The organism is Streptomyces sp. SID9727 (assembly GCF_010550605.1).
Taxonomy (GTDB): Bacteria; Actinomycetota; Actinomycetes; order Streptomycetales; family Streptomycetaceae; genus Streptomyces.
The window spans coordinates 1-12,328 of record NZ_JAAGNI010000304.1 but is presented as its reverse complement, the minus strand read 5'-3'; the positions used below and the strand labels follow the sequence as shown (position 1 = coordinate 12,328).

Here is a 12,328-nt window from a genome sequence, read left to right as displayed (position 1 = left end):
GACGGCCGCGCGCTCACCGGCGCCCAGCACCCGCCCCGCCACCCCGTACGGCAGCGGCGCGTCCGGCTCCGCGTCGATCCCGACCGCCCGGAACGCCCCGGCGGGGGCGACGGCGGCGGCCCGGTAGCCCACGCAGTGCGTCAGGCTGCCCACCAGGCCCTCCGGCCACTTCGGCCCGTCGCGCCCCTCCCGTACCAGTGGCGCGGGCTCCCTGCCCAGCCGCCGCAGCGCCTCGCGGGCGCAGCCCCGTACGGTCGTGAACTCGCGCCGGCGCTCCTCGACCACATCCGGGATCAGCGCCTCCTCCTCCGGGAAAAGGCGAATCCCGGCCGCGGCCCCCGTGTCACCGAAGGACTCGACCAGGATCACGCCTGCGGGCAGCAGCCCGCCCGTCACTCCGAGGTCCGGGGACCGGCGGCCGGCGCGGCCGACTCCCGTACCGGCAGGGCGGAGTCCTTCGCGCGCAGGCCCAGGAAGTACTGCTGGACGAGCAGCGTCACACCCATGCCCAGCCACAGCGCGTTGACGTTGATCGGCTCACCGGTCGTCACATGCGCGATCGCCCCCACCACGAGCCGCGCCGCGATCGTCGCCAGCCACAGCCACATCGTGCCCATGCCGCCCTTGCGGATCACCTTGCCCGCCGGGGTCCGCCACATCGGCATCGACCGGGCGCGCAGCGCGCCGAACACCACGGAGACGGCGAGCGCGAGCGCAAGGAAGCCGATCCCGCCCGTCGTCGCCTCGCTCGGGCCCGGCGGCACGCAGCCCCGCGCCACGAGCAGCGCGCACCAGATGTACATCTGGGGCCGTACCTCCCGCGCGGTGAACTGGGTGATCAGCACCCCCACCGTGATCCCCACGACGAGAACGGTGTTGAACACGACGGCGAAGTCGCCGCTCCCGTCGACGTGGACCGCCGCGAGCTGCGCGGTGGGGGCGGCGGAGCCGTGGGCGAGCAGGCTGAGCATGGGCGTTCCCTTGGGGTCGGGGGGTGAGGGGGGTACGGGTCACGCGGTGCGCGCGAGGGCGTCCGTCAGCGCGGCCACCATCGCGGCGGGGTCGGTGTGGGGGAAGTGGTGACCGCCGGGCAGCAGCGTGAGCGAGAAGCCGGCTCCGGCGCAGTGCCGCCACTCGGGCAGTCCGTCGGCGCGCGTCACCTCGTCGTCGGCGCCGCCGAACACGTGCAACGGGACGGACAGCGGGTCCGGTTCGGCGAGCAGGTAGCTCTCCGCGAGCCGGAGGTCGGTGCGCATGGGGCGCATGATCTGGTGCAGGAACTCGGGGTAGGCGAGGAGTTCCTCCGGCAGTCCGCCGTTGCGGAGCAGCCAGTCGAGCAGCCCCTCGTCGGACGCCTCGGACATGGCCGCCGAAGGCGGGGTGTGCGGGGCCCGGAAGGCGGAGACGAGGGTGGCGACCGGGGCGGGCAGACCCCGCGCCGCGATCCGCCGGCTCAGCTCGTAGACCAGCGCCCCGCCGAAGCTGTGCCCGAACAGGGCGTACGGCATGGTCAGTTCGGGCGTCAGCCCGGCCAGCAGCCGCTCGGCCAGCTCGTCGAAGCCGTCCGGCATGGGCTCGTCCTGCCGGGTGCCCCGGCCCGGCAGCTCCACGGGGGCCAGCTCGATGCCCGGCGGGACGTGCCGCCGCCACCCCGAGAAGGCCCCGGCGCCCGCCCCCGCCTGCGGTACGCAGATCAGCCGGGTGTGCGCGGTGCCGACGGCCAGCCGGCCGGAGACCCAGCGCTCGTCCTGCGGCCGTGCCGTCACACTCATGCGGTCCACCTCTGCTGTCCGGTCACGGTCGCACAGCATTGTGGCAGCGGCGCAGGTGCCCTCTCCAGGCAACGATTCCGGCATGCGGCAGGCAACTGGGCCGCTCACCGGAAGCCCGGATTCCGTACGGAGTTGCCGCGCCCTTGCCGGAGTTGTTGCCTGGATTCCGGTGATCACCGGCCGGAACATGGCCAGGGCCTTTCGTCCGGATCAGGTCGGCACCCGAAAGTGGAGAAGTCCCATGACTGACAGCAGCACCGTGATCGACTCCGGCTCGGTGGAGGAGCTGGTGAGCAGGCTCGTGCTGCTCGTCGCCCCCCAGAAGAACGAGGACAGCCGGCCCGAGCGGCGCCTCATCTCCGACCTGGGCTACCACTCGCTGGCCCTGGCCGAACTCGCCTTCACCCTGGAGGACCTGTTCGGACTCGAACCGCTCCCGCCGGAGAAGGCGATGTCGCTGGAGAGCGTCGGCGACGTCACCGGGCTCATCGCCGCCGAACTCGACGGCGGCGCCGGGCACCTGCCGAACGACGACGACATCCAGCTGATCTTCGACCGCTACGGCGTCGAGTGGGCGCCGCAGGCCGCGTAAGGCGCTCCGCCGCCCCCAGGAACGGCCGCATGCCGTGCTGTCCCCCGCACACGGCATGCGGTCCGACGCCTCCTACGGCCGGTTCGTCTCCGCGTACCCCGCGACCTCGCGCGGGCTCCGCGCGCCCGGACCCACGTAACGCGCCGACGGGCGCACCAGCCGGCCCGTGCGCTTCTGCTCCAGGATGTGCGCCGACCAGCCCGCCGTACGGGCGCAGGTGAACATCGAGGTGAACATGGGCGCCGGGACCTCGGCGAAGTCCAGCATGATCGCCGCCCAGAACTCCACGTTGGTCGCGAGCACCCGGTCCGGGCGGCGCGCGTGCAGTTCCTCCAGGGCCGCCCGCTCCAGCGCCCGCGCCACCTCGTAGCGGGGCGCGCCCAGTTCCTCGGCGGTGCGCCGCAGCACCCGGGCGCGCGGGTCCTCGGCCCGGTAGACGCGGTGGCCGAAGCCCATCAGCCGCTCGCCCCTGTCCAGCGCCTTCTTCACGTACGCCGTGGCGTCGCCGGTCCGCTCGATCTCCTCGATCATGCCGAGGACCCGGGACGGGGCACCGCCGTGCAGCGGGCCCGACATGGCGCCCACCGCGCCGGACAGCGCGGCCGCCACGTCGGCCCCGGTCGAGGCGATGACCCGGGCGGTGAACGTCGAGGCGTTCATGCCGTGCTCGGCGGCGGACGTCCAGTACGCGTCGACGGCCTTCACGTGCCGGGGGTCCGGCTCGCCGCGCCAGCGGACCATGAACCGCTCCACGACGGACTCGGCCTTGTCGATCTCGCGCTGGGGGACCATCGGCACCCCCTGCCCGCGCGCCGACTGCGCCACGTACGACAGCGCCATCACGGCGGCCCGCGCCAGGTTCTCGCGGGCGGTCTCCGCGTCGATGTCCAGCAGCGGTCTCAGCCCCCAGACGGGGGCGAGCATCGCCAGCGCGGCCTGCACGTCGACCCGGACGTCACCGGAGTGCACGGGGATCGGGAACGGCTCGGCGGGCGGCAGACCGGGTTCGAACGCCCCGTCCACCAGCAGGCCCCACACCTGGCCGAAGGAGACGTGGCCGACGAGATCCTCGATGTCGACGCCCCGGTACCGGAGCGAACCGCCTTCCTTGTCGGGTTCGGCGATTTCCGTCTCGAACGCGACGACTCCTTCAAGTCCGGGTACGAAGTCGGACATCAGGCGGCTCCCTCGGATCGACGGTTGCGCCGGGCGGACTCCGGCCCGTCCGGCCGCTGCGGCAGGATGGCACCGTGCCCACCCCAGACTCCTCCTTCGATTCCACCACCGATCCGGCCGCGATGCGCGAGCAATACCGATCCGAGACCTTCGCCGAGGAATCGCTCGCGCCCGACCCGATGGACCAGTTCGCGCGCTGGTTCCGGCAGGTCGCCGCCGGCGGCATGCTGCACGAGCCGAACGCCATGGTGGTCTCCACGGCGACCCCCGAGGGCCGCCCCTCCTCCCGCACGGTGCTGCTGAAGATGTACGACGCGCGCGGCTTCGTCTTCTTCACCAACTACGGCTCGCGCAAGGGCCGCGAGCTGGCGGCCAACCCCTACGTCTCGCTGCTCTTCCCCTGGCACCCGCTGGCCCGCCAGGTCATCGTCACCGGCACCGCGGCCCGGGTCCCCCGCGAGGAGACCGTCGCCTACTTCCGTACCCGCCCGCACGGTTCCCAGCTCGGCGCCTGGGCGAGCGACCAGTCGACGGTGATCGGCAGCCGCGAGGAGCTGATCAGCCGCTACGAGGAGTTGTCGTCCCGCTACCCGGAGGGCGAGAAGGTCCCGGCGCCCCCGCACTGGGGCGGCTTCCGCGTCGTCCCCGAGACCATCGAGTTCTGGCAGGGCCACGAGAACCGGCTCCACGACCGGCTGCGTTACGTCCGCGAGGGCGGCGGGGACGGCACGTGGCGGGTCGAGCGGCTGTGCCCGTGACGCCGTACGCGGCCTGAGGAAAAGCAGAACCCGCAGGCTCTGGTTCCCTCCTCGCGGAGGGAGCCGGCCGGATCTACCGGCGAGCCTGCGGGTCGGTGACTGCTTGGGTTTCGGCGGACAGCCCGCCGAGGTGCACGAAGTGCGACGACGGGCTGTCAGCCCGCAGCCACCTCACGAATCCGATAAGACTGCACTTTTCGGATCACCTCCTTTCGCGTGTACAGCCACCTTAGGAACCGCCTCCGGCCCGGGCAAGCGAATTAACGGAGGACCGATTTCCGGCAAAGTCCCTGTGCCCTGGGTCACGTTCGAGTTCAATGGTCTGACGTGCGGTTATGGCGGACACCTCGCGCAGGGGGACCGGGATGAGTGCTTCCACGAGCAGGGGGACGGCCGGCGCGGAGCTGCTGGCGGCCCTTCTCGACGGCATGGACGCGGCGCTCTGCGCCTTCGACGCGCACGGCACCGTCACCCACTGGAACCGCGAGGCCGAGCGCGTCCTCGGCTGGTCCGCCGAGGAGGCCGTGGGGCGCCCGGGCTTCGCCGGATGGGCCGTGCGCCGGGCCGACGCGGACGAGGTGCAGGGGCGGCTGATGGCCGTCATGGGCGCGCCGGGCCGCCAGGTGCACGAGTTCGCGCTGCTGCGGAAGGACGGCGGCCGGGTCCTCGTGCGCACCCAGTCCGCCGGGGTCCGGGGCGCGGACGGGAAGCCGGCCGGGGTGTACTGCGCGTTCAGCGAGGTCCACGCCCAGATCGACCTGGAACGGGCGATCGCGCTCAGCGAGGCCCTGTTCGAGGACGCCTCCTGGGGCGTCGTCCTGGTCGACGTGGACCTGCGCCCCACCGTCGTCAACGCCCACGCGGCCCGCGCTCTGGGCGGCGGCCGTACGACCCTGCTCGGGCGGCCCCTCGGCGAGGTGATCGCCCAGGGGGTCGAGGAGCTGGAGGGCGCCCTCCAGCACGTGCTGGCCGAGGGGACACCGGGCCCGCCCGCCGAGCTGTGGGTGACCCTGCGCGGCGGTGAGGGCACCCGGCGTCGCTGCTGGCGCAGCGGCTTCCTGCGGCTGGCCTCCCCGCTCACCGAGGAGCCCGTGCCGCTGGGCGCCGGCTGGGTCTTCCAGGACGTCACGGAGGCCCGGCTCGCCGCCCAGGAGGCGGACCGGCTGCGCTTCCGCTCCAACCAGCTGCACCGCGCCGCGCGGTCCGCCGCGGAGTGCGAGGACCCGATGGAGGCCGCGATGTCGTCGCTCGACTTCGCGCTGGCCGGGTTCGCCGACCACGCGCTGATCGACCTGGTGGCGGGGGAGCGGCTGGTCCGGGCGGCGGCCACCCCGGCCGACGCGCCGGGCCCCTGCCTCCCGGTGGCCGGCGGCGGCATCCCGCTGCGGTACGCGCCGGGCCACCCGGCCCTCCAGGCGGTGGACCGCATGGGCTCGGTGCGCACATCGGCGGGGGCGGGGCGTACGGACGGCGAGTGGGCGCGGCAGCGGCAGTGGCCGCCGGACGCGGTGCACGCCCTCGCCACGGTGCTCCGGAGCCGCGGCCGCACCTTGGGCGTGGTGACGTTCCTCCGCTCCGCGCACCGCAGCGCGTTCGAACGCCCGGACGCGGCGTACGCGGAGACGGTGGCCGCCCGGGTGGCGGCATCGGTGGACCTGCACATGTCCAGCCCGTCCGGCGATTGAGGACGGCACCGTCGCGCGCGTCCGGCTCGTCCGGCGTTTGAGGACGGCCGCGTTGCGCGCTTCCGGCTCGTCCGGCGGCTGAGGGCGGACCCGCCGCGCGATTCCAGCCCGTCCGGCGTTTGAGGACGGACCCGTTGCCGCCGGGAAACGGCGTCTCCCGGTCCGGGCCGCCCAGGGCGATCCAGCTAGGGCGTGTTTCGAAAGTCCCGCCTGTCCGGCGACGCCTGGCACGCACGCTCGCCGCGTTGTCGGGATCACCCCGATACAACCAGTATCGGGGCGACCCTCCGCCTTGCGATCGCACGCACCAGACGCCGCCGGACCCGCCCTACGGGCGGACGGCGCTACTTTCGAAACACGCCCTAGTGCCGGTAAAAGATGCGCTCCGCGTACTGCGACATCACGCGCCCGTTCCACTCGTGCCCGCCGTCCACGTTCCCCGACCGCAGCAGCGGCGGCTCGATGCCCCGCTCCAGCAGCCGTTCCGCCGCCGCGGCCATCATGCTCTGCATGATCGCGCTGGTGACCACCGTGGACGCCGGCGCGAACGGCGCCTCGATGCCGTCCACCTCCAGCTCCGCGTCGCCGACCGCGATCTTGCTGTCGAGGACGATGTCGCAGTGGTCCCGCAGGAAGCCGCCCGAGCTGTGCCGGGACCGGGTCTCCTCCGCGTACGCGACCGAGGTGACGCCGATGACCTTCAGGCCCAGCGCGCGGGCGTTGAGCGCCATCTCGACGGGCAGGGCGTTGCGCCCGGAGAGCGAGATGATCACGAGCACGTCGCCGGACTTCGCGGGGCTGGAGTCGAGCACCGCTCCCGCGAGGCCGTCCACGCGTTCCAGGGCGGAGCCCAGGGTGGCGGGCATGACGTCCACGCCGAGGGCCCCGGGTACGGCCATGAGGTTCATCAGGGCGAACCCGCCCGCCCGGTAGACGACGTCCTGCGCGGCGAGCGAGGAGTGCCCGGCGCCGAAGGCGAAGAGCCGGCCGCCCGCCTCGACGGTGTCGGCGATCGCGGCACCGGCGGCCGCGATGTTCCCGGCCTCCTCGTCCCGCACCCTCCCCAGCAGGCCGATCGCCGCATCGAAGAACTGACCGGCCAGCTTGCTTTCGCTCATCGGAGAGGGCCTTTCCGGCGGGGTGGGATGTCCATGGGGCGTCCGTAACGCCGATCACGTTGCGGTCTGGACCAGTGACCTGTCAATACCGCCCGGCCCCGGTGACGACGGCGCGGCACGGTTCCGCGCGCGATGCGTCAGAATTGATGCCAGGGCCAGCGCACGATTGCATCGAGGGGCACGAATGTCCGGACTGATCGACACCACGGAGATGTATCTCCGCACCATCCTCGAACTCGAAGAGGAAGGCGTCGTCCCCATGCGCGCCCGGATCGCGGAACGGCTGGACCAGAGCGGTCCGACCGTCAGCCAGACCGTGGCGCGGATGGAGCGCGACGGCCTGGTCCAGGTCGCCGGCGACCGGCACCTGGAGCTGACCGAGGAGGGCCGCCGCCTCGCGACCCGCGTCATGCGCAAGCACCGGCTGGCCGAGTGCCTGCTGGTCGACGTGATCGGCCTGGAGTGGGAGCAGGTCCACGCCGAGGCGTGCCGGTGGGAGCACGTGATGAGCGAGGCGGTCGAACGCCGGGTGCTGGAGCTGCTTCGCCACCCGACGGAGTCGCCGTACGGCAATCCGATCCCGGGCCTGGAGGAGCTGGGCGAGAAGGCCGAGGCCGACCCGTTCCTCGACGAGGGCATGGTCAGCCTCTCCGACCTCGACCCGGGCAGCGACGGCAAGACGGTGGTGGTCCGCCGGATCGGGGAGCCGATCCAGACGGACGCCCAGCTGATGTACACGCTGCGTCGGGCGGGCGTGCAGCCCGGTTCCGTGGTCAGCGTGACGCAGTCGCCCGGCGGCGTGCTGGTCGGCAGCAGCGGCGAGGCGGCGGAGCTGGACTCCGAGGTCGCCTCGCACGTCTTCGTCGCCAAGCGGTAGACCCGCTTTCCGGGAGACCGGGCACCGGCGGCCGCCGGTGCCCGGTCTCTCTTTTTTTCCGTACGGAACCGCAGCGCTCCGGCGCGGACCGTGCCACGCTGTGGCGGAGGGGTGGCTGAGCGTGTCGGCCGCCGCCCCTGCCGCCGGGGAGGGGAGCCGCGATGCACCCGTCGTACGCAGACATGCGGAGGGCCCCGGCGCCGCAAGGCGCCGGGGCCCGTCCCTCCCTGTGTCCGACCTGGAGCCCCGAGCTCCCGAGGTCGGTCCCGCGAGCCCTCATCCCCGAGCGGCCCGCCTCCTGCAGAACATCTCCCCGCCGCTGCCGTCGTCAATCCTGGAAAGCAGTCACTCGAACGAGCGGTGTTGGCTGGCAGATCCCGATTTTCGAATAGAGGTTCGATAGTCTGGCCGACACGACCACCCGGTGACCCAGGGAGAAAAGGGGGTGCCAGAAGTCATGGCGCGGCGCATCGAAGTGACCGGATCGGACGGCGTACGCCTCGCGGCCTGGGAGTTCGCCGACCCGCCCAGGGCGGGCGCGGACGGCGCCCCGGCCCCCGCCGTCTTACTGCTGCACGGCCTGATGGGCCGGGCCTCGCACTGGGCGTCCACCGCCGGCTGGCTCGCCGAGCGGCACCGCCCGGTCGGCCTCGACCAGCGCGGCCACGGCGACAGCGGGAAACCGGCCGACGGCCCCTACACCCGCGACGCCTACGTGGCGGACGCCGAGGCGGTGATCGAACAGCTGGGGCTCGCCCCCGTCACCCTCGTCGGCCACTCCATGGGCGCCCTCACCGCCTGGCAGCTCGCCGCCAAGCGCCCCGACCTGGTCCGCGCGCTCGTCGTCTGCGACATGCGCGCCTCCGCGCTCGGCGCGGCCTCGCAACGCGAGTGGGAGGACTGGTTCGAGAGCTGGCCGCTCCCCTTCGCCTCGCCCGACGCCGTGCGGCGGTGGTTCGGCGAGGAGGACCCGTGGGTGGAGCGCCCCAGCCCGTCCCGGGGCGCGTTCTACGCCGAGGTGATGGCCGAGCGGGACGGGGGCTGGTGGCCCGTCTTCTCGCGCCGCCAGATGCTGGAGTCCCGCGCCACCTGGGTGTTCGACGCGCACTGGGAGGAGCTGGCCCAGGTCAGGTGCCCGACGCTGGTGCTGCGCGGGCTGGACGGCGAGCTCGGCCGGGCGGAGGCGCAGGAGATGGTCCGGGTCCTGCCGCGCGGCCGGTACGCCGAGGTGGCCGACGCCGGCCACCTCGTGCACTTCGACCAGCCGGAGGGCTGGCGCGCCGCGGTCGAACCCTTCCTGGAGGAGCTGTCCGAGGACGCACGGGACGACCGCGAGCCCGTCTCCCCGTAACGCCGCTCTCAGCCCTTGCTGACCGCCGTCAGGATCTCCGGCAGTCGCAGCGCCATGCGCGGGGCCGCCAGCCGCAGCCCGGCCCAGGCGATCAGCGCCCCGTACACCGCGCCGGCCGGCAGCAGCAGCCACAGCCAGTCCGTCCGGTCCGTGACGTGCAGGGTGATCGTCAGCGCGATCACCGGGGCGCTCAGCACGGCCGCCGCGACCATGCCGCCGAGGATGGAGATCCAGGCGAGGCCGGCCTGCCCCGGCGCCACGTTCTTGAACGCCCCCTCCTGCGGAATCGAGTAAGGGAGGCGCACCGAGGCCACCGCGCCCGTCGCCAGCATCGCGCCCAGCAGCGCGAACGACAGGCCGAGCACCCCCGGCAGCGGCTTCCAGTCGCCGAGCAGCGCCGCCGTCACCACCGCCACGAGCACCGTGTACGGAAGCGTGATCAGCAGCAGCGCCAGGGCCCGGGCGCGCAGTTCGACGTACGCGTCCCGCGCCGAGGAGACCGTCTGGGCGACCATCCAGAACGCGGAGGTGTCCTGCCCGAACTGGTTGTACATCTGCATGCCGAGCATCCCGGAGGCGAAGCAGGCGAAGTACACCGTGCCCTGGCCCTGGACGGCGTTGATCAGCGGGACGATCAGCCCGACCGCCAGCGCGGTCACCCAGGCCGCCTTCGTCTTCGGGTCCCGTGCCACGTACCGCAGGGACCGCTGCATCACCGTGCCGGTGCGGCCCTCGGGGAGCAGGGCCCACAGTCCCGCGCCGGCCCGGCCGGACTTCTCGCGGTCCGGCCCGGCGGCGGCGGTCGTGGAACCGTCCGGCGCGGTCATCAGCTTCGTCAGGCTGCGCCGCCACAGCCACAGCAGCACCCCTAGCGCGGCCGCCGCGCTCAGCAGCTGGACGACGGCCCGTCCGTACGCCCCCTCGGCGGCGGAGCCCACGGACCCGACGGCCGAGGCGGGCGGCACCCAGCGCAGGACGTCCGCCGCCGGGTCGAGCGAGGAGAGCCCGCCGGCCTGCCCGAGGCGCTGGGCCCCGAAGTTGACGACCTGGATGCCCACCGCGATCACCAGGCCGCTGAGGACCGCCAGGTCGCGGCCCTTGCGGGAGGTCAGCAGCCGGGTGTTGGCGGCGGCGACCGCGCGGGCCAGGGCCACGCAGACCAGCAGGGTCAGCGGCACGGCGAGCACCGCGAAGACCACCGCGCCCGCCCCCTGGGCCAGCGCGGCCACTGATCCGGCCGCCAGGCACAGCGTGAACAGCGGGCCGATCCCGATCAGCGAGGAGACCAGCAGCGCGACGATCAACGGCCGGGGCCGCAGCGGCAGCATCACCAGCCGGGTCGGGTCCAGGGTCTCGTCGCCGGCCGAGAAGAACAGCGGCATCACCGCCCAGCCGAGGGCCAGGACGGCGGTGAGCAGCACCACCACCGAGTCCGCGTGGGCGTGGCCGCGCAGCAGGATCAGCCCGACCAGCTGTCCGGCGGCGATGAGCAGGGCGCCGGCGACCGAGGCGATGTAGACGGCCCGGCGCCCGGAGGACTGGCGCAGCCCGTTGCGGAGCAGGGCCAGCTTGAGCCGGGCGAATACGGGGATCAGCACCGAGGCACCGGTCGTGGCCCCGGTCCGGGGGCCGGTGCCGGCGGGGGCGTCGAGCACGCTCATCGGTCGCCGCCCAGCCAGTCCAGGGTCGCGCCGGCGTCGCGGTTGCCCGCACCCACCAGCTCCAGGAACGCGCTCTGGAGCGAGGGTGCCTCTCCGCGCACCTCGGCCAGCGGGCCCTGGGCGCGGATGGCGCCGGCCGCCATCACGGCCACCCAGTCGCACAGCGACTCGACCAGCTCCATCACATGGCTGGAGAACACGACGGTCGCCCCGGACCGCGTGTAGCGCTCCAGGACCTTGCGGATGGTCTGCGCCGAGACCGGGTCGACGCCCTCGAACGGCTCGTCCAGGAACAGCACTTCGGGGTTGTGCAGCAGGGCGGCGGCGAGCCCGATCTTCTTGCGCATCCCGGTCGAGTAGTCGATGACCAGCTTGTGCTGGGAGCCCGCCAGGTCCAGCACGTCGAGCAGCTGGGTCGCCCGGCTGTCCACCTCCTGGCCGGGCAGCCCGCGCAACCGGCCGGTGTAGGCGAGGAGTTCGCGGCCGGACAGCCGCTCGAAGAGGCGCAGCCCCTCGGGCAGGACCCCGATCCGGGACTTCACCCCGACCGGGTCGCCCCAGACGTCGCGCCCGCCGATCTCGATCCGCCCCTGGTCCGGCCGGAGCAGCCCGGTGACCATGGAGAGCGTGGTGGTCTTTCCCGCCCCGTTGGGTCCCACCAGGCCGATGAACCTGCCCGCGGGCAGGTCCAGATCGATGCCGGCGACCGCGGTCTGCTCGCCGAATCGTTTCCACAACCCCTGGACGCGCACCGCGGGCGGTGCCTCGGTCCCCTGGATTTCCTCACGTTCTGCCCGGTCCGGCATGTGCACGCCCTTCGAAGTCCCCGTACGTACGTGTCGTACCCGGGGACCACCCTACGAAAGGCGTTCTCAGGCCCTGTCGTCACATTCCCGACGGGAATGTGACGACAGGGCCTGGCGCGCGTCGGCCGCCGCCCGGCCGCAGGCGTACGCGAGCGGGCCGATCAGCTCCTCGACCTCGGGCAGCCAGCGGTTGGCGGTCGTGGGGGAGCGGGCCCACTGCACCGCGGCCGCCCCGCCGACCCGGGTCGGGGGCGCGACGACGTAACCGCCCTCGCCGACGCCGCGCAGGCCGATCGACGCGGCGTTCCACCCGGCCCGGCGGGCCAGGTCCTCCGCCTTCGCGGCGGCGCCGGGCAGCACGAAGAACTGCATCCGGCGGTCGGGGGTGCGGGTGACCGGGCCGAGCGGCAGGCTCATCCGCTCCATCCGGGCGAGCGCCAGGAAGCCCGCCGTCTCCGGGACCTCGACGGCGTCGAACGCGCGCCCGGTGGGCAGCAGCACCGCGGCGCCCGGCCGCCGGCTCCACATCCGG

12 protein-coding genes and 1 pseudogene are annotated in these 12,328 nt (G+C 73.5%); 5 read left to right on the top strand and 8 right to left on the bottom strand.

The window, feature by feature from the left end:
- The 3 genes and pseudogenes from G3I41_RS20135 to G3I41_RS20125 all read right to left on the bottom strand — a co-directional run.
- Nucleotides 1-396, bottom strand: a pseudogene (locus G3I41_RS20135) (hypothetical protein); the annotation flags it as partial.
- A complete protein-coding gene (locus G3I41_RS20130; protein WP_164401756.1) occupies nt 393-971 on the bottom strand; it encodes a hypothetical protein in 579 nt (192 codons plus the stop codon). The gene G3I41_RS20130 and the pseudogene G3I41_RS20135, both read right to left, overlap by 4 nt.
- A gap of 39 nt (nt 972-1,010) precedes the next feature.
- Nucleotides 1,011-1,772 carry an alpha/beta fold hydrolase gene (locus G3I41_RS20125; protein ID WP_164401754.1) on the bottom strand — a complete coding sequence of 254 codons (762 nt, stop codon included), beginning with the start codon at nt 1,770-1,772 and terminating at the stop codon, nt 1,011-1,013.
- A gap of 241 nt (nt 1,773-2,013) precedes the next feature.
- Here G3I41_RS20125 and G3I41_RS20120 point away from each other — a divergent pair, with 241 nt between their 5' ends.
- Nucleotides 2,014-2,364, top strand: a complete 351-nt coding sequence (locus G3I41_RS20120) for a phosphopantetheine-binding protein (protein WP_239081735.1) — start codon at nt 2,014-2,016, stop codon at nt 2,362-2,364.
- 72 nt (nt 2,365-2,436) lie between these two features.
- Here G3I41_RS20120 and G3I41_RS20115 read toward each other — a convergent pair whose 3' ends face one another.
- On the bottom strand, nt 2,437-3,540 hold the full coding sequence (locus tag G3I41_RS20115; protein ID WP_164401753.1) for a citrate synthase 2: 1,104 nt from the start codon (nt 3,538-3,540) through the stop codon (nt 2,437-2,439).
- 122 nt (nt 3,541-3,662) lie between these two features.
- Here G3I41_RS20115 and pdxH point away from each other — a divergent pair, with 122 nt between their 5' ends.
- Nucleotides 3,663-4,298, top strand: a complete 636-nt coding sequence (gene pdxH, locus G3I41_RS20110) for a pyridoxamine 5'-phosphate oxidase (protein ID WP_164401760.1) — start codon at nt 3,663-3,665, stop codon at nt 4,296-4,298.
- Between the two features lie 365 nt (nt 4,299-4,663).
- Nucleotides 4,664-5,983, top strand: coding sequence for a PAS domain-containing protein (locus tag G3I41_RS20105; protein ID WP_164401751.1), 1,320 nt, complete (start codon nt 4,664-4,666; stop codon nt 5,981-5,983).
- Nucleotides 5,984-6,345: 362 nt separating this feature from the next.
- On the opposite strand, the gene G3I41_RS20100 is transcribed toward G3I41_RS20105, so the two are convergent.
- A complete protein-coding gene (locus G3I41_RS20100; protein WP_164401749.1) occupies nt 6,346-7,101 on the bottom strand; it encodes an SIS domain-containing protein in 756 nt (251 codons plus the stop codon).
- A 184-nt stretch (nt 7,102-7,285) separates the two neighbouring features.
- Here G3I41_RS20100 and G3I41_RS20095 point away from each other — a divergent pair, with 184 nt between their 5' ends.
- Nucleotides 7,286-7,978, top strand: a complete 693-nt coding sequence (locus tag G3I41_RS20095) for a metal-dependent transcriptional regulator (RefSeq protein WP_164401747.1) — start codon at nt 7,286-7,288, stop codon at nt 7,976-7,978.
- Nucleotides 7,979-8,435: 457 nt separating this feature from the next.
- A complete protein-coding gene (locus G3I41_RS20090; protein ID WP_164401758.1) occupies nt 8,436-9,329 on the top strand; it encodes an alpha/beta hydrolase in 894 nt (297 codons plus the stop codon).
- An 8-nt stretch (nt 9,330-9,337) separates the two neighbouring features.
- Here the strand turns inward: G3I41_RS20090 and G3I41_RS20085 are convergent, their stop codons facing one another.
- The 3 genes from G3I41_RS20085 to G3I41_RS20075 form a co-directional block, all read right to left on the bottom strand.
- Nucleotides 9,338-10,990 carry a transporter gene (locus G3I41_RS20085; RefSeq protein ID WP_164401745.1) on the bottom strand — a complete coding sequence of 551 codons (1,653 nt, stop codon included), beginning with the start codon at nt 10,988-10,990 and terminating at the stop codon, nt 9,338-9,340.
- Nucleotides 10,987-11,796 carry an ABC transporter ATP-binding protein gene (locus G3I41_RS20080; protein WP_164401743.1) on the bottom strand — a complete coding sequence of 270 codons (810 nt, stop codon included), beginning with the start codon at nt 11,794-11,796 and terminating at the stop codon, nt 10,987-10,989. Before G3I41_RS20080 ends, G3I41_RS20085 begins: the two co-directional genes overlap by 4 nt.
- 66 nt (nt 11,797-11,862) lie before the next feature.
- Nucleotides 11,863-12,328 (bottom strand): bifunctional DNA primase/polymerase (locus tag G3I41_RS20075; RefSeq protein WP_164401741.1); only part of this gene is annotated, 466 nt, incomplete at its 5' end.